Below are 22623 nucleotides of genomic sequence, written 5' to 3'. Positions count from 1 at the left end.
CCGGCGTTAATGTTGAAAGATTAATGGAAGGTTAAGGTTCCGCGGTGTATGTTGGCTTTTTTCACGAAAACAGACGTTGTATGAATAAGATTGTTTATGTTGAAGACGAACCCGAAGTCGGGCAACTGATTGCCGCCTATCTGGGTAAACATGATATGGACGTCATTGTTGAGCCTCGCGGCGATTGTGCCGAAGAGGTGGTGGTCCGTGAAAACCCCGATCTGGTGTTGCTGGATATCATGTTGCCTGGAAAGGACGGTATGACACTCTGCCGTGACCTGCGCGCCCGTTGGGACGGCCCTATCGTACTTCTCACCTCTCTGGACAGCGATATGAACCATATTCTGTCGCTGGAGATGGGGGCCAATGACTACATTCTGAAAACCACACCGCCTGCCGTCCTGCTTGCCCGCCTGCGCCTCCATTTACGCCAGCACGCCAGCATCGAACGCGAAGCACCGGCGCCGTCTCTGACGCCGCATAAAGCCATGCGGTTTGGTACGCTGTCGATTGATCCGATTAACCGTCAGGTGTTGCTGTCCGGGGAACTTATAGCCCTCTCTACCGCAGACTTTGACCTGCTGTGGGAACTGGCAACCCATGCCGGGCAGATCATGGACCGTGACGCGCTGCTGAAAAACCTGCGGGGAGTAAGCTATGACGGAATGGATCGCAGCGTGGACGTTGCGATTTCGCGACTGCGCAAGAAACTGCAGGATAATGCCACCGAGCCCTACCGCATCAAAACCGTGCGTAACAAGGGCTACCTGTTTGCCCCCCACGCCTGGGAAACCTGATCGTCTTATCCATACAAGATAATCTGCGCGAAATGAAGGCATTACACGACCTTCGCCTTTCTTTCGCGCGTTTATTCCCCCGTTTGCGCAACAATTAACTTGCTAAGCCCGCGAACTATTCCATAATTACCTTCTCATCTCTCTTCTCTTCAGCTCGCCCCGCACCGGCGACCGTTCTACTCATTTTCGCCGTGAAGCTTTCACGACATCTCTCCCATAAAATCTTGCAATGAGGATTTAAGACCATGAATTATGTATAGCTACAATCAGGTAGAAGCCATCAAAACCAATCTTGAGTGGATTGTGAATCAGGCTACCCTTAACCACGCCTCCCCCTCACGCACCGATCAAAAAGCGCTCTTTGACCTGCTGGAACTGATCCAGTCATACGAAATACTCCTGGACCTCATTCACGAATTCGGGACGGATGTGATTGATATGCACATTGCGGAAGGCCTGGCCGTGACGGAAAAATTCATCGCCAAGGTAAAAAACAGCGCGAAAGCCATTTAACACGCTCGAGAGACATGAAAAACCTGAAGGGTTTTCATGTATATTCTGCACATAGCGTTTTTGCGGTGAGATCCAATGAAAAAGCTGTTTGTGCAGTTTTATCTTTTGCTGTTTGTCTGCTTCCTCGTGATGACTATGCTGGTCGGACTGGTGTATAAGTTTACCGCCGAACGTGCGGGCAGACAGTCGCTGGATGACCTGATGAAAAGCTCGCTCTATCTGATGCGCAGCGAGCTGAGAGAGATCCCGCCACACGACTGGGCGAAAACCCTGAAAGAGCTGGATCTGAATCTGTCGTTCGATTTACGCATCGAGCCGTTGAAAGATTTCGAACTCGATCCGCCCGCCATGCAGCGTCTGCGCGAGGGCGACATCGTCGCGCTGGATGAGAAATATACCTTTATCCAGCGTATTCCTCGCAGCCACTACGTGCTGGCCGTCGGGCCGGTGCCCTATCTCTATTATCTGCACCAGATGCGTCTGCTGGACATGGCGCTGATGGCCTTTATTGCCATTTCACTGGCGTTTCCGGTCTTTATCTGGATGCGCCCACACTGGCAGGACATGCTGAAACTCGAATCCGCCGCGCAGCGTTTTGGCGAGGGGCATTTTACCGAGCGTATCCACTTCGACAGCGGTTCCAGTTTTGAACGTCTGGGCGTGGCCTTTAACCAGATGGCCGATAATATCAATGCCCTTATCGCCAGCAAGAAGCAACTGATTGACGGGATTGCGCACGAGCTGCGTACGCCGCTGGTTCGCCTGCGCTACCGTCTGGAGATGAGCGAGAATCTGACGGAATCAGAGTCTCAGGCGCTTAACCGCGATATTGGTCAGCTTGAAGCGCTGATTGAGGAGCTGCTTACTTACGCGCGCCTCGACCGCCCGCAGAACGAACTCAACCTCAGCACGCCGGACCTGCCTGACTGGCTGCAAACCCACATTGATGATGTCCAGAGCGTGAACCCGCAGCGCACGCTGCGCACGCGCGTCACGCCGGGCGATTACGGCGCGCTCGATATGCGCCTGATGGAGCGCGTGCTGGACAATCTGATTAACAACGCCCTGCGCTACAGCGAAAGTACGCTCCAGATTGGCCTGGATGTGCAGGGCAATCAGGCCAGACTGACGGTTGAGGATGACGGCCCGGGAATAGCCCCGGAAGCACGCGAAACCGTGTTTGAACCGTTTGTACGTTTAGACCCCAGTCGCGATCGTGCCACCGGTGGATGTGGTCTGGGGCTGGCGATTGTTTACTCTATCGCCCAGGCCATGGGCGGCACCGTGCATTGCGAGGAGAGCGAACTCGGCGGCGCGCGCTTCTGTTTTAGCTGGCCCGTGTACCATAACATCGCCCTTCCCGTTCCTGCCTGACCTAAACCGCACGCTGGCCTGACCCGGCGTGCTGTGCTATATGATAAGTATGTTGTAACTAATGAGAGTGTTTATGGCATCCTACGATCTCATCGAAAGGCTGAACAGCACCTTTCGCGAAATAGAACACGAGCTACTGACCCTGACAGAACGTTTGCAGGCCTGCCGTCTGCTGGCCGCGCGCGTCTTTACCCTGCCCGATGTGGCCAAAGGGGCAGAGCACGATCCGCTGGATACCATCGAGGTGAAACAGCACATCGGCAACGCCGCCTGTGAGCTGGCGATGAAGCACTACCGCCATCTCTTTATCCAGCAGCAGTCAGAACAGCGCAGCAGCAAGGCGGCCGTGCGTCTGCCTGGTGTGATCTGCCTGCAAACCGATGCCGCAGCGCGTGAAGCGCTGGAAACCCGGATTGCCCACATCAACACTCTGAAAGCGACCTTTGAAAAAATCATCACCGAAGAGTCGGGCCTGGCCCCTGCCGCCCGGTTTGAGTGGGTGCACCGTCAGCTTCCGGGCCTGATAACCCTTAATGCCTACCGCACCCTGACGGTACTGCGTCACCCCGCCACGCTGCGTTTCGGCTGGGCGAATAAGCACATCATTAAGAATTTCACCCGGGATGAAATTCTGGCCCAGCTGGAAAAAAGTCTGAAGACGCCACGCACCGTCGCACCGTGGTCACGCGAGCAGTGGATTGAGCGCCTGGAGCAGGAATATCACAGCATCGCGTCGCTACCGGCAAAGACACGCCTCAAGATCAAGCGCCCGGTGAAAGTTCAGCCTATCGCCCGCGTCTGGTATTCCGGTCAGCAAAAACAGGTGCAGTATGCCTGCCCGACGCCTTTGATTGCGCTTTATGATGCCGATCAGGGTGCCATCGTGCCGGACATTGGTGAGCTGTTGAATTACGATGCTGAAAATGTCCAGCACCGTTACAGACCCCAGGCGCAACCGCTTCAGCTGATTATTCCGCGGTTGCACCTGTATGTGGCGGAATGATTATTTCAGACTGCCGACCATCGCTTCCGGGCGTACCCAGGCGTCAAATTCCGCCTCCGTCAGATAGCCCAGCGCCAGGGCGGAGGCTTTCAGCGTCAGCCCCTCCTTATGCGCTTTTTTGGCGATCTCGGCGGCCTTGTCGTAGCCGATATGGGTATTGAGTGCAGTCACCAGCATCAGAGACTCATTCAACAGCTGGCTGATTCGCTCGCGGTTTGGCTCAATGCCCACCGCGCAGTGCTCGTTAAAGCTCTCCATCCCATCCGCCAGCAGACGAATTGATTGCAGAACGTTGTGGATCACCATCGGGCGATAGACGTTCAGCTCGAAGTTGCCGGATGCACCGCCCATGTTGACGGCCACGTCGTTGCCCATCACCTGACAGCAGAGCATGGTCATGGCTTCGCACTGGGTCGGGTTCACTTTACCCGGCATGATAGAACTGCCCGGCTCGTTTTCCGGAATGCTGATTTCACCAATGCCGCAGCGCGGGCCTGAGGCCAGCCAGCGCACGTCGTTGGCAATTTTCATCAGCGAGGCCGCCAGCCCTTTCAGCGCACCGTGGGTGTGAACCAGCGCATCGCAGGTCGCCAGCGCTTCGAACTTATTGGGCGCCGTGACAAACGGCTGACCGGTAATGGCAGCAAGCTCCTTCGCCACGCGCACCGCGTACTCCGGATGGGTATTTAACCCGGTCCCCACCGCCGTGCCGCCGAGCGCCAGCTCCGACAGATGCGGCAGGCTGTTCTCAATATGCTTCAGATTGTGTTCCAGCATCGCCACCCAGCCGGAAATCTCCTGGCCGAGCGTCAGCGGCGTGGCGTCCTGCAGGTGCGTACGGCCAATTTTAACGATATCGCGCAAGGCCTGCGCCTTGTCATTAAGCGTGGATTTGAGGACGTTGAGCTGCGGGATAAGCTGTTCACGAAGTGCAATCACCGCCGCCACGTGCATCGCCGTGGGAAAGACGTCATTAGAGCTTTGGCTCTTGTTGACGTCATCGTTTGGATGGACCTTACGCTCCATACCACGCACGCCGCCCAGCAGCTCACTGGCCCGGTTTGCCAGCACTTCGTTCATGTTCATATTGCTTTGCGTGCCGGAACCGGTCTGCCAGATGGCAAGGGGGAATTCGTCGGGGTGCTTGCCCGCCAGCACTTCGTCGGCGGCATTCATGATGGCGGTGGCTTTGTCGGCCGCCAGCAGGCCTAAATCCTGGTTAACTTTCGCGGCTGCCCGTTTGGTGAGGGCCAGCGCCTGAATCAGCGAGACGGGCATTTTCTCGGTCGAAATACGGAAATGCTCCAGCGAACGCTGGGTTTGCGCGCCCCATAGCTTGTCGGCCGGAACCTCGATGGCGCCCATAGAATCTTTCTCATGGCGTACCGTTGTCATTACTTTCTCCTTGATAACAAAAGAGGGATTGCTCACATGCTTAAGGGATAAGTATTGATGACTTCTGAGAAACGTTATGGCGCTTTGTGCGCTCTTTTTGGTGTCGGGTGACGCTGACGCTTACCCGACCTACCAGACACGTAGGCCGGGTAAGGCACAGCCGCCACCCGGCAATTTACAGAATTACTTCACACAGGCCGAACACTGAGAGGACTGGATCTGTTTGAAGAAGTCGTTGCCTTTGTCATCCACGAGGATAAACGCCGGGAAATCTTCCACTTCGATTTTCCAGATAGCTTCCATACCCAGTTCCGGGTATTCCACACACTCCAGACTCTTGATGCTGCCCTGCGCCAGCACCGCAGCCGGGCCGCCGATGCTGCCGAGGTAGAAGCCGCCGTGCTTGTGGCACGCGTCCGTCACCTGCTGACTACGGTTGCCTTTTGCCAGCATAATCATGCTGCCGCCGTTAGCCTGCAGCTGGTCAACGTACGAGTCCATACGCCCGGCCGTGGTGGGGCCTAACGAGCCAGAAGCATAGCCCTCAGGCGTTTTCGCCGGGCCTGCGTAGTAGATCGGATGATCTTTAATGTACTGCGGCAGCCCTTCGCCGTTGTCCAGACGCTCTTTTAGCTTCGCGTGCGCGATGTCGCGGCCCACGATAATGGTGCCGTTGAGGGAGAGACGAGTCGAGACCGGATACTGTGAAAGCTGCGCCAGGATCTCTTTCATCGGACGGTTCAGATCAACGCGAACCGCTTCGCCCTCACCCGCTTTACGCAGTTCTTCCGGGATGTATTTACCCGGGTTGTTTTCCAGTTTTTCGATCCACACGCCTTCACGGTTGATCTTCGCCTTGATGTTACGATCCGCGGAGCAGGACACGCCCATCCCGACCGGACAGGATGCACCGTGACGCGGCAGACGGATCACGCGCACGTCGTGGGCGAAGTATTTACCGCCAAACTGCGCACCGAGGCCCAGATTGCGCGCTTCTTCCAGCAGCTCCTGTTCAAGCTGAACGTCGCGGAACGCCTGGCCGTGCTCGTTACCTCCTGTCGGCAGGCCGTCGTAGTATTTGGTCGAGGCCAGCTTCACGGTTTTCAGCGTGCTTTCCGCCGACGTACCGCCAATCACAAACGCGATATGGTACGGCGGGCACGCCGCGGTACCGAGGGTGCGCATTTTTTCCACCAGATAGTTCTTCAGCTTACCCGGGGTGAGCAGCGCTTTGGTTTCCTGGTAGAGATAGGTCTTGTTGGCTGAACCGCCGCCTTTGGCGATACAGAGGAATTTGTACTCGTCGCCGTCCACGCTGTAGAGGTCAATCTGTGCAGGCAGGTTGGTGCCGGTGTTGACCTCTTTGTACATGTCCAGCGGCGCGTTCTGCGAATAGCGCAGGTTGTCTTCGGTGTAGGTGTTGTAAACGCCGTGCGCCAGCGCCGCTTCATCGCCGCCGCCGGTCCAGACGCGCTGGCCTTTTTTCCCGACGATGATTGCCGTGCCGGTGTCCTGGCAGGTTGGCAGAATGCCTTTTGCCGCGATATCGGAGTTACGCAGGAACTGCAGGGCAACGTATTTATCGTTTTCGCTGGCCTCCGGATCGCTCAGGATATCGGCCACCTGCTGTTGGTGTGCAGGACGGAGCATGAACGAGGCGTCGTGAAAAGCCTGCTGCGCCAGCAGCGTCAGCGCCTGCGGATCGACCTTCAGGATCTCTTGTCCTTCAAACTCAGAGACAGAGACGTGATCGCGGGTTAACAGATAGTATTCGGTCTGATCCTTACTCAGCGGGAAAGGATCCTGATAATGGAAGGGTTTGTTCGACATTGTTCTCTCACTTACTGCTTCAGTCTGATTATTTGGGCAGATGTTCCGCTGCCCGCTTAAAAGCGAGTCAGCTTATCCTACACAATTTTTTAACAAAAACTGAGACTAGTACGACTTTTTACATCCACAGGTTACTTCCCGGTGGTTTATTGCTTTAATACCCGAAGTTTATTCCACATTTGAATCAGGGCTTGATAATGCAAAAACTCATCAACTCAGTGCAAAACTACGCCTGGGGAAGTAAAACTGCGTTAACGGATCTCTACGGTATCGCGAACCCGAACAACCTGCCGATGGCAGAACTGTGGATGGGTGCGCACCCGAAGAGCAGCTCAAAAATTGAAGACGCCAGCGGTCAGGTGCACAGCCTGCGTGACGTCATTGATGCCGATAAAGCCGCGCTGCTGGGCGACAAGGTGGCTCAGCGCTTTGGCGAACTGCCGTTCCTGTTTAAAGTGTTGTGCGCCGACCAGCCGCTCTCCATCCAGGTCCACCCGAATAAGAAAGCCTCTGAAATGGGCTTTGCGAAAGAGAATGCGGCCGGTATTCCGTTAGAGGCTGCCGAGCGTAACTACAAAGATCCAAACCATAAGCCGGAGCTGGTGTTCGCGCTGACTCCGTTCCTGGCGATGAACGCCTTCCGCGAGTTTTCAGAGATTATCTCCCTGCTGCAACCGGTCGCAGGTGCTAATAACGCTATCGCCCACTTCCTCGAAAACCCCAATGCTGAAGGCCTGAGCCAGCTGTTTGCCAGCCTGCTTAACATGCAGGGTGACGAGAAATCCCACGCGCTGGCGGTGCTGAAAGCAGCCCTGACCACGCAGCAAGGTGAACCGTGGGACACCATTCGCCTGATCTCCGAGTTCTACCCGGACGACAGCGGCCTGTTCTCTCCTCTGCTGCTGAACGTGGTGAAGCTGAACCCGGGCGAAGCGATGTTCCTGTTCGCGGAAACCCCGCACGCCTACCTGCAGGGCGTGGCGCTGGAGGTGATGGCCAACTCCGACAACGTGCTGCGCGCGGGCCTGACGCCGAAATACATCGACATCCCTGAACTGGTTGCTAACGTGCAGTTCGTGGCGAAACCTGCCGCAGAGCTGCTGACTCAGCCAGTGAAAAAGGGTGCAGAGCTGGACTTCCCGATCCCGGTTGAGGATTTTGCTTTCTCGCTGCATGACCTGAGCCAGACAGAAACGACCATCGCGCAGGAGAGCGCGGCGATCCTGTTCTGCGTGGAGGGCGAAGCTACTCTGCATAAAAATAGCGAGCGTCTGGTGCTGAAACCGGGTGAATCGGCGTTTGTTGCGGCGAATGAGTCTCCGGTAAGCGTAAGTGGCACCGGTCGCCTGGCGCGCGTTTTTAATAAGCTATAGGCACTTACTGAATTTTTTAACAACTCTTGCTAAGCTAGTGGCAGGCTTTATATCTCCGGGCGGTTTCAACCGCCTGGTTTCATTTTAGGGATAGTCGCAATGAAAAAATCGGTCGTAGCGGTTGGAGTGATTGTAGCGTTAGGCGTGGTCTGGACGAGTGCCTCCTGGTATACCGGGAAACAGCTGGAAAGCCGTCTGGCTGAGATGGTGGCGCAGGCTAACAGCGAAATTAAGGGCAGCGCACCGGAAGCGGGCGTAGAGCTGAGCTACCAGAATTATCAGCGCGGTGTGTTCACCAGCCATATGCAGTTGGTGGTGAAGCCAGTTGCCGGTAATGAAAACGGCTGGCTGAAGCCGGGTCAGAGCGTGGTGCTGAATGAAGTGGTGAGCCACGGTCCATTCCCGCTGGCGCAGTTAAAGTCGTTTAACCTGATCCCGTCGATGGCGTCCGTTCACACGATTCTGGTGAACAACGACCTGACCAAACCGCTGTTTGATCTGGCGAAGAATGAATCACCTTTCGATATTAACACCCGCATTAGCTACTCCGGTGATACTCGTTCTGATATCGCGCTGAAAGCGCTGAACTACGAGAAAGAGAATGAGAAAGTCGCCTTTAGCGGCGGCAATTTCCAGGTTGATACTGACCGCGACGGGAACGTGTTATCTCTGACGGGTGAAGCGGAAAGTGGCCTGGTCGATGCCGTAAATGAATATAACCAAAAAGTTCAGCTCACCTTTAACAATCTGAAAGCCGACGGCAACAGCCGAATGACCGACTTTAAAGAGCGCATCGGCGATCAGAAACTGTCTGTCGACAAGATTGCGATTGCCATTGAAGGTAAAGAGATGGCTGTGCTGGAAGGCATGAACATCGACGGCAAATCTGACGTATCTAAAGACGGCAAAAACATCAACACCCAGCTGGATTACACGCTGAAGAGCCTGAAAGTCCAGAATCAGGATCTGGGCACCGGCAAGTTTTCGCTGAAAATCGGCAATATCGACGGCCAGGCGTGGCACGAATTTAGCCAGAAATACAGCAAAGAGAGCCAGGCGCTGCTGACCGATGCCGCGCTGCAGCAGAACCCGGAGGTGTACCAGCAGCAGGCTATGGCGGTACTGTTCAACAACCTGCCAATCCTGCTGAAAGGCGAGCCGGTGGTCACCGTTGCGCCGCTGAGCTGGAAAAACAGCAAAGGCGAAACCAGCTTCAACCTCTCTCTGTTCCTGAAAGATCCGGCAACCGCCACGGGTGAACCTCAGACGCTGGCACAGGAAGTGGATCGCAGCGTGAAGTCCCTCGACAGCAAGCTGACTATCCCGATGGATATGGCCACCGAGTTTATGACCCAGATTGCGAAGCTGGAAGGCTACGGCGATGAAGATGCTGGCAAGCTGGCGAATCAGCAGGTGAAAGGTCTGGCGGCAATGGGCCAGATGTTCCGCATCACCAAGGTGGACAACAACACCATCTCCACCAGCCTGCAGTATGCCAACGGCCAGGTGACGCTCAACGGCGACAAAATGCCGCTGGATGACTTTGTCGGCATGTTTGGTATGCCTGCTCTGGGCGCGCCGGAACCGGCTGAACCCGCAGCGCCAGCCGAACCAGCAGCGCCACAACAGTAAACGTCAAAACCCCTCATGCGAGGGGTTTTTTATTGCCGGGTGGCGCTGACGCTTACCCGGCCTACGATTCCGGGCCGTTGTAGGCCCGTGCAAGCGCAGCGCCGCCGGGCATGACCTCAGCGCAGCAGGTAAGGTTCTCTGACATAGTCAGCCAGGAGATAAATCAGGTCATGCAATAACCCGGCAAGTTCTTGCGAGACAGCACTCGCAAGGGTCTGGCTCAACAAAGCCTGGTTAAGGGCCTGAGCATACCCCACCAGCATCGCAGTATCTTGCCAGCAATCCGGCATACATGATTGCGCGGGTAACGCTGTACTCAGTTTCTCAATCAGATGAGACGGTAAATCCTCATCGCATCGATTTTTCAGCTCCTCAATAGCAAATGCCAGACGGCCACACAGTGCTAAGCGCTCTGCTCTATTGTGGGTTTCCAGCAGCACATTAACAAAAGCGCAGCAGCAGTCCGTCAGTTCGAAGAGATCCTGCAGTGATGATATCGGCAGGTCAAGAAGTTGGCAGACAATACTGTCAGTGGAATTAGGGTTAGAAAGAGTTGGGATCGTAGCCATAAAGAAGTCTCCGTGGATTTAATTATCTGTATCATCGTGTGCTGAAACAGGTTTCCACGCCTGACTACGGAGTTTGCCGCAGTGGATGCACCATAAGCGGAATAAGGATGGAAAGAAATAACGGGCTGTGATTTACATGGGGTTACTTGCGGATTTGCGAGCATGCTTCCAAATAGTACCGCCGGGTGGCGGCTACGCCTTACCCGGCCTACGATTCCGGGCCGTTGTAGGCCCGTGCAAGCACAGCGCCGCCGGGCAATATGCCGAGGTGTCTATTTCACCGTCACTAACCGCGCCGCCACAATCTGGTGCCCGGCCTGGACATCCGTATTGTCGATGCGCTGCATGATCCTGTCTGCCAGGGTGTAGCCCATCTCCCGCGCAGGGGTCGTGGCCCAGACGATCGGCAGATCGTCGAGCGCGTTTTCGCCGACGTCGGCGAACGCTCCCAGCGCCACCTGATGGCCGAAGAACGTTTCCACCCCGCCCTCGCCGCTCTGACGCCCGGCGCGGATCAGGCCAAACCAGGCGCCCATGGCAATCACGTCGTTATAGCAAATCACGGCGCTGATCGTCGGGCTGCTGCGCAGCAGCGCACCTATCGCTTCCGCCGCTTTTTTCTGACTGGATTCACACTCCACAACCCATTCGCTGTGGAACGGCAGGCCATACTTGATCAGCGTTGCGCAGTATCCGCCTACCCGCTCAGCCCGCGTCAGGGATGAACTTTTGCCCCCCAGCCAGGCAATGCGCTGATGCCCGCGGCGAATCAGATGCTCGGTCAACATTTGCGCGGCCTGCATGTTATCCGGCCGCAGCGTGTCGGCCTCGTCGAGATAGCTGGCGCGGGAGGCAAACACCAGCGGCACGCCTTTTTCGGCGGCACGCTCGCACAACTCGCTGCCCACGCCCGACGCGCCGGCGACGATCACCCCGTCCACCCCCTGGGTCAGCAGCATATCGAGACGGGAGAGAAGCTGATCGGCCTCGCGTCCGCCATGTAGCAAAAAGACCATTCGCCCCTGCGCTTCAAGGGCTTCCGTTAGCCCTGCGGTCAGCTCCGCATAGAACGGTGACGTCAGGTCGCGGACAATCAGGCCAATCACCCCGCTCTGCCCGCCGCGCAGCGCCGATGCCTGGCGGTTACGCACAAAGCCCAGTTGCTCAACCGCCTCGTTAACCCGCTGGCCGGTTGCGGGTGAGATACGTCCTTTTCCGCTCAGCACCAGCGAAACGGTGCTGACGGAAACCCCCGCCGCCAGCGCGACATCATTAATGGTGATTTTTTTCGCTACAGCCATGTGTCGGCGTGACTCCCTGAAATGAGATCGGTAAAACGTTTTATCAATACGTTATCTTTATACTACCAGTCAAAGCCTAAGAATGTGATACAGAGCGCACTAAAGTTTGATAAAACGTTTTATCTTCTCGCAGCATTGAAGCAGGCAAACTGATTTTAACAATAAAGGAGTCGTTTTATGACGGCGAAAGCAGCACAAAAAATATCGCTGTGGGAATTTTTCCAGCAACTGGGTAAAACCTTTATGCTGCCCGTGGCGCTCCTCTCGTTCTGCGGGATCATGCTCGGCATCGGCAGCTCGTTAAGCAGTAAAGACGTCATCACCCTGATCCCGTTCCTCGGCGCGCCCGCGCTGCAGGCGATCTTTATCTGGATGAGTAAAGTCGGCTCCTTCGCCTTCAGCTTCCTCCCCGTTATGTTCTGTATCGCTATCCCGCTGGGCCTGGCCCGCGAGAACAAAGGCGTCGCGGCGTTCGCCGGGTTTGTGGGTTACGCCGTAATGAACCTTGCGGTTAACTTCTGGCTGACCGCGAAAGGCATTCTGCCTACCACCGACGCGGCGGTACTGAAAGCCAACAATATTCAGAGCGTGATTGGTATCCAGTCTATTGATACCGGGATCCTCGGGGCGGTGATCGCCGGGGTGATTATCTGGATGCTGCACGAGCGTTTCCACAATATCCGTCTGCCGGATGCGCTGGCCTTCTTCGGCGGTACCCGCTTTGTGCCGATTGTCACCCTGGTGGTGATGGGCCTGTTTGGTTTGATCATTCCGCTGATCTGGCCGGTCTTCGCGATGGGCATTAACGGCATTGGCCGCATCATTAACGGCGCGGGCGATTTTGGTCCGATGATCTTCGGCACCGGCGAACGTCTGCTGCTGCCGTTTGGCCTGCAGCATATCCTGGTGGCGCTCATCCGCTTTACCGAAGCGGGCGGCACCATGGAGGTGTGCGGGCACGATGTGAGCGGTGCGCTGACCATCTTCCAGGCACAGCTGAGCTGCCCGACCACCCACGGTTTCTCTGAAAGCGCAACCCGTTTCCTGTCTCAGGGTAAAATGCCGGCCTTCCTCGGCGGCCTGCCTGGCGCCGCGCTGGCGATGTACCACTGTGCACGCCCGGAAAACCGCCATAAAATTAAAGGACTGCTGATTTCCGGCGTGATCGCCTGCGTCGTGGGCGGAACCACTGAGCCCATCGAATTCCTGTTCCTGTTTGTCGCGCCGGTGCTGTATCTCATCCACGCGGTGCTGACCGGTCTGGGCTTTACCGTGATGGCGGTGCTGGGCGTCACCATCGGCAATACCGACGGCAACGTGATCGACTTCGTGGTGTTCGGCATCCTGCACGGCCTCTCCACCAAGTGGTACCTGGTGCCGGTTGTGGCGGCGATCTGGTTCGCGGTGTACTACGGCATCTTCCGCTTCGCCATCACCCGCTTTAACCTGAAAACGCCGGGCCGCGATACCGATACGGCCACCAGCGTGGAACAGGCGGTTGCAGGAACCGTGGGGAAATCCGGCTATAACACCCCGGCCATTCTGGCGGCGCTGGGCGGTGCGGATAACATTACCTCTCTGGATAACTGTATTACCCGCCTGCGTCTATCGGTGGCGGATATGTCCAAAGTGGACACCAACGCCCTGAAAGCCAACCGGGCCATCGGCGTGGTACAACTTAATCAGCACAATTTGCAGGTGGTTATCGGCCCGCAGGTGCAGTCAGTGAAAGATGAACTGGCCACCCTGATGCGAACAGTTGAAGCCTGATGCCTCAGCCCCCTCACCTTGAGGGGGTTTTACGTTAAGGATTAAAGCATGTTTGATTTCTCAACCGTCGTGGATCGTCACGGCACCTGGTGTACGCAGTGGGACTATGTCGCCGACCGTTTTGGCGCGGCCGATCTACTGCCCTTCACCATCTCGGATATGGATTTCGCTACCGCCCCCTGCATTACCGACGCGCTGCATGAGCGTATTCATCACGGCGTGTTCGGCTACAGCCGCTGGAAAAATGATGAATTTCTCGCCGCCATCGCGCACTGGTTTGAGCAACGCTTTAACTGCCAGATTGATACTGAAAGCGTGGTCTATGGCCCTTCCGTTATCTACATGGTCTCCGAGCTGATACGCCTCTGGTCAAACCCTGGCGACGGCGTGGTGGTTCACACCCCGGCCTACGATGCGTTTTACAAAGCCATTGAGGGCAATGCGCGTCAGGTGGTGACCGTTGAGATGCAAAAACAGCCAACAGGCTGGCAGGGAAATATGACTGCCCTTGAAGCAGCCCTGGCGAAACCGGAAAACAAAATTTTGCTGCTGTGCAGCCCGCAAAACCCTACCGGCAAGGTCTGGACGCGGGACGAACTGACGCACATGGCGGAACTGTGCGCGCGCTATGACGTGGCGGTGATCAGTGATGAAATCCATATGGATATGGTGTGGAGCGAACATCGTCACACGCCATGGAGCGCGGTGGCGCGCGGCAAATGGGCGCTTCTGACCTCCGGCTCGAAAAGCTTTAATATTCCGGCGCTCACCGGGGCTTACGGCCTCATTGGCGATGAAGCGAGCCGCAACGGCTATCTCAGCGCCCTGAAAGGCCGCGACGGGCTCTCTTCCCCCTCCGTGCTGGCGCTGACGGCCCATATCGCGGCCTATCAGCAGGGGGCTCCCTGGCTGGATGCCTTACGCCAATATCTCGAAGACAATTTGTTGTATATCGCTCGCGAATTAAACAGCGCTTTTCCGAAACTGAACTGGCAGCCGCCAGAGGCGACCTATCTCGCGTGGATTGACCTGCGCCCGCTGAACCTTGACGATCGGTCGCTGCAAAAAGTGCTGATCGAGCAGCAAAAAGTCGCCATCATGCCGGGATATACCTACGGAAAAGAGGGAAACGGCTTCGTACGTTTGAATGCGGGCTGTCCGCGCAGCAAGCTGGAGCAAGGGGTTCAGCGCCTCATCGCCGGCATTAACACGCTGCAGTAATCAGTTTGCGCAACGGAATATTCCCTTGCGCAAATAGCTTTTTACCCCGTTTTGTTTTTATAATATGGCGCACTTTAACCAGAAAAGAGTGCGACCATGATTGATACACGCCTGCCTTTAACTGATATTCATCGTCACCTTGACGGTAACATTCGTGCCCAAACCATTCTCGATCTTGGCCGCCAGTTCAATTTAACGCTCCCCGCTCAAACGCTTGATGCCCTGATCCCTCACGTACAGGTCACCTCTAATGAACCGGATCTGGTCAGCTTCCTGAGCAAACTCGACTGGGGCGTAAAGATGCTGGCCTCGCTGGATGCCTGCCGTCGCGTAGCGTTCGAGAACATTGAAGATGCGGCCCGCAACGGTCTGCACTATGTCGAACTGCGCTTCTCGCCGGGCTATATGGCGATGACCCACAACCTGCCCGTTGCGGGCGTGGTGGAAGCCGTCATTGCAGGCGTTCGTGAAGGATGTAAAGCCTTCGATGTTCAGGCCCGCCTGATTGGCATTATGAGCCGTACGTTCGGCGAAGCCGCCTGCCTGCAGGAGCTGGAGGCGCTGCTGGCCCATCGCGATGCCATCACCGCCGTCGATCTTGCCGGTGATGAGCTGGGCTTCCCGGGCAGTCTGTTCCTCTCCCATTTCAACCGCGCACGCGATGCCGGCTGGCATGTTACCGTTCACGCCGGGGAAGCCGCAGGCCCGGAAAGCATCTGGCAGGCCATCCGCGAGCTGGGTGCCGAGCGTATCGGTCACGGCGTGAAGGCGGTGGAAGATCGCGCCCTGATGGATTTCCTGGCAGAGCAGCGTATCGGGATTGAGTCATGTCTGACATCCAACATTCAGACCAGCACCGTGGCGACGCTTGCCCAGCACCCGCTGAAAACGTTCCTGGAGCACGGCGTACTGGCCTCGCTGAACACGGACGATCCGGCGGTACAGGGCGTGGATATTATCCATGAGTACAACATCGCCGCACCGCAGGCGGGCCTGAGCCGCGAACAGATCCGTCAGGCGCAGATCAACGGGCTGGAAATGGCCTTCCTGACGCCTGCAGAGAAGCAGGCGTTGAAAGATAAAGTGGCTCGCGGTTAACACCGTTGCCGGGTGGCGCTGACGCTTACCCGGCCTACAAAAGAGTTAAAACTTATGCCAGACAGAGCGTGGCGCGATGTTTGGCAGATTCAATCCCCAGTTCAATCAGCTCCATAATCTGAATCGCCTGGCTGGCCGGCACCGGGTTCTCCCCCGAGCCGTTCAGCGCATCGCGAATGGCCGCGTAATACGCCGGATAGTTACCCGGGATTGTCAGCAGGGTTTCCTCGACCAGCTCTTCACCTTCGACCCGCGTGACAACGCCGTCGCGCATATCGTAGCCCCAGTCTTCCTGCGGCAAACGCTCGCCATTTTTCAGCCGGTCCTCCTGGGGATCGAGGCCAAATTTCACGTAGCTCCCGCGCGTGCCGTGGACAATATAACGAGCGGATTCCGCGGCCGCGACCATCGTGCCGTGCAGCACTATCCGTCGCTGCGGGTAACTTAACACGGCGTGGAAGTAATCCGTGGTCTGCGCCCCGGGCCTGAGCTGGGCCAGATCGACCGTCATGCTCACCGGCAGGCCAAAAAGATTCACGGCCTGATCCAGCAGATGCGGGGCTAAATCGTACCAGATGCCGCTGCCCGGACCGGCCTGCTCGCGCCAGCGGTTGCGTACCTGTGGGCGGAAGCGGTCAAAGTGCGATTCAAAAAAGAGGATCTCCCCTAACGTACCCTCACCGAGAAGCCTTTTTACCGTCAGAAAGTCGCTGTCCCAGCGGCGGTTATGGAAAACCGACAGCAACCTGCCCAGACTCTTCGCCAGCGCATCCAGCTCGCGAGCCTGTGACAACGTCACGGTGAAGGGTTTATCCACCACCACGTGTTTACCGGCTTCCAGCGCCGCTTTTGCCAGCGGAAAGTGGGTATCGTTTGGCGTGGGGATAACGATTAAATCAATGTTCGGATCGTTGAAAAGATGTTTAGGCTCAGAGACAACCGGCACGGAAGGCCAGTCGGCATGAACTTTAGCGGCATCGCTGCTGGAGACTGCCGCCAGCGCCATCCCCGGCGTTCCGGCTATCAGAGGCGCATGAAACGTTTTGCTCGCGTAGCCGTATCCAATAAGCCCGACGCGGATATTATCACTCATAGTGCCATCCTCTTTTATGACGTTCTTATTTCACACTGGGTAGTCTGGCATTACCACAGATTAATAATGAGCCATATGACTTAAAATAGCAGGTTGTACCGGTTGTTTTTGTTACATAGTATTAACCTGCTGATTTTGTTTAGGGGAACCGTTCCCAAAGCCCTTGCCGTCGGGAAAAGCTCGCTGTAACATTTGCACCCGGTCTTTATGGATAAAGTACAATTACGAATCATGACGTCAATTATTAATCGAATCATTGAATTAGCGGGATGGATTGTTCTTGGGGTATCGGTCATTTTGCTTGGCGTCGCCAGCCATATCGATAACTACCAGCCGCCGGAGCCTGTCACTGTCGCCCAACCTAAGTAACCGGTTACGGCAATAAAGAGTGACATAATATGTCAGTTACGTATTGCCAGCCCTGGTGAACACGGTTAACCTTCTCTTCCAGGCATCTTCTGATGCCTGAATTTCAGCAAAGAAAACTCCTAATTTCGTCGCGTTACCTGAGTGGGCTGTTTACGTCTTTATTAATCCGTTTATTATTCGAACAAATTACCTTAACGGGTATTACACATCTTTTATATGGAAACTTATTAATATGACAGTTCAGGACTATTTATTAAAATTTCGCAAGATCAATTCGCTTGAGAGCCTGGAAAAACTGTTTGACCATCTGAACTACACCCTGTCGGATAATCAGGAGATCATCAATATGTATCGCGCCGCCGATCATCGTCGAGCGGAGCTGGTGTCCGGAGGCCGCTTGTTCAACGTGGGTGAAGTACCGAAGTCTGTCTGGCGTTACGTTCTATAAGAAAGTAGCCATCCGCGCGAAATGTTATATACTCTCCGCCCTGCAAACTGGCTGTACAACATTTCGCGCAGATTATGGGAGAGTTCATGACCGCAACGCCTGGAGAACGCATTGGAGGCTGGTTAATCGCCCCACTGGCATGGCTGCTGGTTGCCTTATTAAGCGCATCACTTGCGCTGTTGCTTTATACCACCGCACTGATTACCCCTCATGCCATTCAGACCCTGATGTCGCAAAGCGTGCTTAATATTGCGATGTGGTTTGTGTCGTTCGTTTTCGCGATTGGGATGTGGTACTACACGCTGTGGCTGACGATAGCCTTCTTTAAGCGCCGCAAAAGCGTGCCTAAACACTACATTATCTGGCTGCTGATTTCGGTTCTGCTGGCGGTGAAGGCCTTTGCATTTTCGCCCGTTTCTGATGCCCTGGCCGTCCGTCAGCTGCTTTTCCCTCTGCTGGCCGCGGCGCTGCTGGTGCCCTATTTCAAGCGTTCAACGCGGGTGAAAAACACCTTTGTGAACCCGTAATAACCTTACAGATAACCTGTTGTCGCCTGCGTGGGTTTATCCGATAATAGGCGGCTTTTTTATTTCAGGCTAAATAATGACCGATTACTTACTGCTCTTTGTCGGCACCGTGCTGGTTAACAACTTCGTTCTGGTGAAGTTCCTTGGCCTGTGCCCGTTTATGGGCGTTTCCAAAAAGCTGGAAACGGCAATGGGGATGGGGCTGGCGACGACCTTCGTGATGACGCTGGCGTCCATCTGCGCGTGGTGGATTGATACGTGGATCCTCATCCCGCTGGGGTTAACCTATCTTCGCACGCTGGCCTTTATCCTGGTTATCGCAGTGGTGGTGCAGTTTACCGAAATGGTGGTGCGCAAAACCAGCCCGGCGCTCTATCGCCTGCTGGGTATCTTCCTGCCGCTGATCACCACCAACTGCGCGGTACTCGGCGTGGCGCTGCTGAACATCAACCTTGGCCACAATTTTATGCAGTCGGCGCTGTATGGTTTCTCTGCGGCAGTCGGTTTCTCTCTGGTCATGGTGCTGTTCGCCTCCATTCGCGAGCGCCTGGCCGCAGCGGATATCCCTGCGCCCTTCCGCGGTAACGCGATTGCACTGGTGACGGCCGGTTTAATGTCTCTGGCCTTTATGGGCTTTAGTGGTCTGGTGAAGTTGTAATGAATGCTATCTGGATTGCCATCGCCTCTATCAGCGTTCTGGGGCTGGTGTTTGGCCTTATCCTGGGCTACGCCTCCCGCCGTTTCGCGGTAGAGGACGATCCTGTTGTTGAGAAAATTGATGAGCTTTTGCCGCAAAGCCAGTGCGGGCAGTGTGGCTACCCTGGCTGCCGCCCCTATGCCGAAGCGGTAGGGGTTCAGGGTGAAAAAATTAACCGCTGTGCGCCCGGTGGCGAAGCGGTGATGCTGAAAATTGCGGCCCTGCTGAACGTTGACCCGCAGCCCGTGGATGGCGACGCGGACGTCCAGGAGCCGGTACGTGCCCTCGCCGTGATCGACGAAGCAAACTGCATCGGCTGCACCAAATGTATTCAGGCCTGCCCGGTGGACGCCATTGTTGGCGCAACCCGCGCCATGCACACCGTGGTGGCGGATCTGTGCACCGGCTGTAACCTCTGCGTGGCCCCCTGCCCGACGCAATGTATCGAGTTGCGCCCGGTTGAACCGACTACCGAAAGCTGGAAATGGGATCTTCAAACCATTCCGGTTCGCATCATTCCTGTGGAACAACATGCTTAAGTTATTTTCTGCTTTCAGAAAAGAGAAGATTTGGGACTTTGACGGTGGGATCCATCCACCGGAGATGAAAACCCAGTCCAGCGGTACCCCGCTGCGTCAAATTCCGCTGGCGACCCGTTTCGTCATGCCACTGAAGCAGCACATAGGCGCTGAGGGTGAGCTGTGTGTAAAAGAGGGCGATACCGTCCTTCGCGGTCAGCCTCTGACCTTTGGGCGCGGACGTATGCTGCCGGTACACGCCCCCACCTCCGGTAAGGTGGTGGCCATTGCGCCCCATACGGTGGCGCATCCGTCAGCGCTCTCAGAGCTGAGCGTCATTATTGAAGCCGATGGCGAAGACCGCTGGATCGAACGTGACGGCTGGAGCGACTACCGCACCCGCAGCCGTGAAGCGCTTATCGAACGCATTCATCAGTTCGGCGTTGCTGGTCTGGGTGGCGCAGGCTTCCCGACCGGGGTCAAACTGCGCGGCGGTGGCGATAAGATCCAGACGCTGATTATCAACGCCGCCGAATGTGAACCCTATATCACCGCCGACGACCGTCTGATGCAGGACTGCGCCGCGCAGGTAGTGGAAGGCATCCGCATCCTCGCGCATATTCTGCAACCGCGGGAAGTGCTGATTGGTATTGAAGACAATAAACCGCAGGCTATTTCCATGCTGCGCGCCGTGCTGGCGGGTAGCCATGATATCAGCCTGCGCGTGATCCCGACCAAGTACCCCTCTGGCGGCGCTAAACAGCTGACGCAAATTCTCACCGGCAAGCAGGTACCGCATGGCGGACGCTCTTCGGATATCGGCGTGCTGATGCAGAACGTCGGTACCGCTTACGCCGTGAAGCGTGCGGTGATTGACGGCGAGCCGCTGACCGAGCGCGTCGTGACGCTGACCGGGGAGTCGGTCTCTCGCCCGGGCAACGTCTGGGCGCGTCTGGGTACGCCGGTGCGTCACCTGCTGGAACAGGCTGAATTTTGCCCGGGCAGCGACCAGATGGTGATCATGGGCGGCCCCCTGATGGGCTTTACCCTGCCGTGGCTGGACGTTCCGGTAGTGAAAATTACCAACTGCCTGCTCGCGCCTTCAACGAGCGAAATGGGTGCGGAGCAGGAAGAGAAAGGCTGTATCCGCTGCAGCGCCTGTGCCGATGCCTGCCCTGCCGATCTGCTCCCGCAGCAGCTGTACTGGTACAGCAAAGGCCAGTTGCATGACAAAGCGAAAGCCCATAACCTGGCCGACTGCATCGAATGCGGTGCCTGCGCCTGGGTCTGCCCAAGCAACATTCCGCTGGTGCAGTATTTCCGTCAGGAGAAGGCTGAAATTTATGCCATCTCCATGGAAGAGAAACGGGCCGCAGAAGCCAAAGCACGCTTTGAAGCGCGCCAGGCGCGACTGGAACGCGAAAAACTCGCCCGTCAGGAGCGCCACAAACAGGCTGCCGTTCAGCCTGGCGAGAAAGATCAGGATGCGATTAACGCCGCACTGGCCCGCGTTCGCGAGAAAAAAGCCAATGCGGCGCAGCCTGTGGTGATCCCGGCGGGTGAAAAGCCGGATAACAGCGAAGCGATCGCCGCACGTGAAGCACGCAAGGCCGCCGCTCGCGCCCGTCAGGCAGAAAAAGCACAAACGACCCCGGCGGATGCTGCGGTCGATTCGCGCAAAGCGGCCGTCGAAGCGGCAATCGCCCGCGCCAGGGCCCGCAAAGCCGGAGAGCAACCGGTGGTGGTAGAACAGGACCCGGTCGATCCGCGTAAAGCGGCCGTCGAAGCGGCCATTGCGCGTGCTAAAGCCCGTAAAGCGGCGCAGCAGACGCCTGCGACAGAAGCGGAAACCCCGGTCGACCCGCGTAAAGCCGCCGTCGAAGCGGCCATTGCCCGTGCCAAAGCCCGTAAGGCGGCGCAGCAGGAAACGCAACCGCAGGCCGCTAACGATGACCCGCGCAAAGCCGCCGTCGCCGCCGCCATTGCGCGCGTTCAGGCAAAGAAAGCCGCACAGCAAGCAGTTAACGAGGATTAAATGGTTTTCAGAATCGCAAGTTCCCCCTACACCCATAACCAGCGTCAGACATCGCGCATTATGATGCTGGTTTGCCTGGCGGCCCTGCCGGGCATTGCCGTTCAGTGCTGGTTTTTCGGCTGGGGAACCCTGTTCCAGATACTTCTCGGCTGTGTCAGCGCCTTAGCGGCAGAAGCCCTGGTGCTTAAGCTGCGTAAGGCAGCGGTCTCCCGTATTCTCGCTGACAACTCCGCGTTGCTGACCGGCCTGCTGCTGGCCATCAGTATCCCGCCGTTTGCCCCGTGGTGGATGGTGGTCCTCGGCACCGTGTTTGCCGTGATCATTGCGAAACAGCTCTATGGCGGACTGGGCCATAACCCGTTTAACCCGGCGATGATTGGCTACGTGGTGCTGCTGATCTCCTTCCCGGTGCAGATGACCAGCTGGCTGCCGCCGCATGACATTGCGGCCACGGTTCCGGGCTTCATGGATGCCCTGCACGTTATCTTTACCGGCCATACGGCGCTCGGAGCGGATATGAACGCGCTGCGTATGGGCGTGGACGGGATTAGCCAGGCAACGCCGCTTGATACCTTTAAAACCTCCCTGCATGCCGGCCATAGCGTTGAGCAGATTATGCAATCCGCCATCTATCGCGGCATGCTGGCGGGGGCCGGCTGGCAGTGGGTCAACCTGGCGTATCTGCTTGGCGGCCTGTTCCTGCTGCAGCAGAAAGCCATTCGCTGGCATATTCCGGTCAGCTTCCTGGTGACGCTGGCGGTCTGCGCCACGCTGGGCTGGGTCTTCTCCCCTGAATCACTGGCCAGCCCACAAATGCACTTGCTCTCCGGTGCGACCATGCTCGGTGCCTTCTTTATCCTGACGGATCCGGTGACAGCCTCCACGACTAACCGCGGGCGTCTGATCTTCGGCGCGCTGGCGGGGTTACTGGTCTGGCTCATTCGCAGCTTCGGTGGTTACCCGGATGGCGTGGCGTTTGCTGTCCTGCTCGCCAATATTACCGTTCCGCTCATTGACTATTACACGCGTCCACGCGTGTACGGCCATCGCTAAGGGTTTC

General features: G+C 56.7%; 21 protein-coding genes. 16 read left to right on the top strand and 5 right to left on the bottom strand.

The annotated features are described in order from the left end of the window. Positions 1–80: 80 nt before the first annotated feature. The 4 genes from rstA (at position 81) to tus (ending at position 3687) form a co-directional block, all read left to right on the top strand. Positions 81–797, top strand: coding sequence for a two-component system response regulator RstA (rstA, locus tag SP99_RS09690; RefSeq protein WP_025758561.1), 717 nt, complete (start codon positions 81–83; stop codon positions 795–797). Between the two features lie 252 nt (positions 798–1049). Continuing rightward, positions 1050–1310, top strand: a complete 261-nt coding sequence (locus SP99_RS09685; protein WP_047958408.1) for a hypothetical protein — start codon at positions 1050–1052, stop codon at positions 1308–1310. A 75-nt stretch (positions 1311–1385) separates the two neighbouring features. Next, positions 1386–2684: a two-component system sensor histidine kinase RstB gene (gene rstB / locus SP99_RS09680; RefSeq protein WP_047958407.1), complete on the top strand. Its 1299-nt coding sequence runs from the start codon at positions 1386–1388 to the stop codon at positions 2682–2684. Positions 2685–2757: 73 nt separating this feature from the next. Next, the gene (tus, locus tag SP99_RS09675; RefSeq protein WP_047958406.1) at positions 2758–3687 is read left to right on the top strand and encodes a DNA replication terminus site-binding protein; all 930 of its coding nucleotides are present in this window, start codon (positions 2758–2760) and stop codon (positions 3685–3687) included. On the opposite strand, the gene fumC is transcribed toward tus, so the two are convergent. Together fumC and fumA are read right to left on the bottom strand one after the other, a co-directional pair. After that, positions 3688–5082, bottom strand: coding sequence for a class II fumarate hydratase (gene fumC, locus SP99_RS09670; protein WP_047958405.1), 1395 nt, complete (start codon positions 5080–5082; stop codon positions 3688–3690). A 183-nt stretch (positions 5083–5265) separates the two neighbouring features. Further along, a complete protein-coding gene (gene fumA / locus SP99_RS09665) occupies positions 5266–6912 on the bottom strand; it encodes a class I fumarate hydratase FumA (protein ID WP_047958404.1) in 1647 nt (548 codons plus the stop codon). 197 nt (positions 6913–7109) lie between these two features. On the opposite strand from fumA, the gene manA reads away from it, so the two are divergent. Both manA and SP99_RS09655 read left to right on the top strand, forming a co-directional pair. Next, on the top strand, positions 7110–8285 hold the full coding sequence (gene manA, locus SP99_RS09660; RefSeq protein ID WP_047958403.1) for a mannose-6-phosphate isomerase: 1176 nt from the start codon (positions 7110–7112) through the stop codon (positions 8283–8285). Between the two features lie 99 nt (positions 8286–8384). Continuing rightward, positions 8385–9917, top strand: a complete 1533-nt coding sequence (locus tag SP99_RS09655; RefSeq protein WP_047958402.1) for a YdgA family protein — start codon at positions 8385–8387, stop codon at positions 9915–9917. A 116-nt stretch (positions 9918–10033) separates the two neighbouring features. Here the strand turns inward: SP99_RS09655 and SP99_RS09650 are convergent, their stop codons facing one another. Continuing rightward, positions 10034–10486, bottom strand: coding sequence for a hypothetical protein (locus tag SP99_RS09650; protein WP_047958401.1), 453 nt, complete (start codon positions 10484–10486; stop codon positions 10034–10036). Positions 10487–10758: 272 nt separating this feature from the next. After that, entirely contained in the window at positions 10759–11787 is a 1029-nt protein-coding gene (locus SP99_RS09645) for a Mal regulon transcriptional regulator MalI (protein WP_025758370.1), read from the bottom strand. 177 nt (positions 11788–11964) lie between these two features. On the opposite strand from SP99_RS09645, the gene malX reads away from it, so the two are divergent. The 3 genes from malX to add all read left to right on the top strand — a co-directional run bounded on the left by malX (position 11965) and on the right by add (position 15876). Further along, positions 11965–13557: a maltose/glucose-specific PTS transporter subunit IIBC gene (gene malX, locus SP99_RS09640; RefSeq protein ID WP_047958400.1), complete on the top strand. Its 1593-nt coding sequence runs from the start codon at positions 11965–11967 to the stop codon at positions 13555–13557. A 48-nt stretch (positions 13558–13605) separates the two neighbouring features. Beyond that, positions 13606–14778, top strand: a complete 1173-nt coding sequence (locus tag SP99_RS09635; protein WP_047958399.1) for a MalY/PatB family protein — start codon at positions 13606–13608, stop codon at positions 14776–14778. Positions 14779–14874: 96 nt separating this feature from the next. Further along, positions 14875–15876 carry an adenosine deaminase gene (add, locus tag SP99_RS09630; RefSeq protein WP_047958398.1) on the top strand — a complete coding sequence of 334 codons (1002 nt, stop codon included), beginning with the start codon at positions 14875–14877 and terminating at the stop codon, positions 15874–15876. Between the two features lie 52 nt (positions 15877–15928). Here add and SP99_RS09625 read toward each other — a convergent pair whose 3' ends face one another. Next, on the bottom strand, positions 15929–16969 hold the full coding sequence (locus SP99_RS09625; RefSeq protein WP_025758366.1) for an oxidoreductase: 1041 nt from the start codon (positions 16967–16969) through the stop codon (positions 15929–15931). A gap of 243 nt (positions 16970–17212) precedes the next feature. Between SP99_RS09625 and blr the strand changes: the two genes are divergently transcribed. The 7 genes from blr (at position 17213) to rsxD (ending at position 22616) form a co-directional block, all read left to right on the top strand. Then, positions 17213–17338, top strand: coding sequence for a division septum protein Blr (gene blr / locus SP99_RS23125; RefSeq protein ID WP_168112406.1), 126 nt, complete (start codon positions 17213–17215; stop codon positions 17336–17338). 232 nt (positions 17339–17570) lie between these two features. Beyond that, positions 17571–17786, top strand: coding sequence for a transcription modulator YdgT (gene ydgT / locus SP99_RS09620; RefSeq protein WP_006174966.1), 216 nt, complete (start codon positions 17571–17573; stop codon positions 17784–17786). A gap of 86 nt (positions 17787–17872) precedes the next feature. Continuing rightward, positions 17873–18313: a DUF2569 domain-containing protein gene (locus tag SP99_RS09615; RefSeq protein ID WP_023311379.1), complete on the top strand. Its 441-nt coding sequence runs from the start codon at positions 17873–17875 to the stop codon at positions 18311–18313. Between the two features lie 76 nt (positions 18314–18389). Next, positions 18390–18971, top strand: a complete 582-nt coding sequence (rsxA, locus tag SP99_RS09610; protein WP_008500564.1) for an electron transport complex subunit RsxA — start codon at positions 18390–18392, stop codon at positions 18969–18971. Next, on the top strand, positions 18971–19549 hold the full coding sequence (gene rsxB, locus SP99_RS09605; RefSeq protein WP_025758363.1) for an electron transport complex subunit RsxB: 579 nt from the start codon (positions 18971–18973) through the stop codon (positions 19547–19549). Before rsxA ends, rsxB begins: the two co-directional genes overlap by 1 nt. Beyond that, the gene (gene rsxC, locus SP99_RS09600) at positions 19542–21563 is read left to right on the top strand and encodes an electron transport complex subunit RsxC (protein WP_047958397.1); all 2022 of its coding nucleotides are present in this window, start codon (positions 19542–19544) and stop codon (positions 21561–21563) included. Before rsxB ends, rsxC begins: the two co-directional genes overlap by 8 nt. Then, positions 21564–22616 (top strand): electron transport complex subunit RsxD, encoded by a 1053-nt coding sequence (gene rsxD / locus SP99_RS09595; RefSeq protein ID WP_025758360.1) that lies wholly within the window; start codon positions 21564–21566, stop codon positions 22614–22616. It abuts the gene before it with no gap. Positions 22617–22623 lie beyond the last annotated feature (7 nt).

It is taken from the genome of Enterobacter sp. BIDMC92 (genome assembly GCF_001030225.1).
GTDB classification, from domain to species: Bacteria; Pseudomonadota; Gammaproteobacteria; order Enterobacterales; family Enterobacteriaceae; genus Enterobacter; species Enterobacter sichuanensis.
This window is presented reverse-complemented; position numbering and strand designations above follow the sequence as displayed.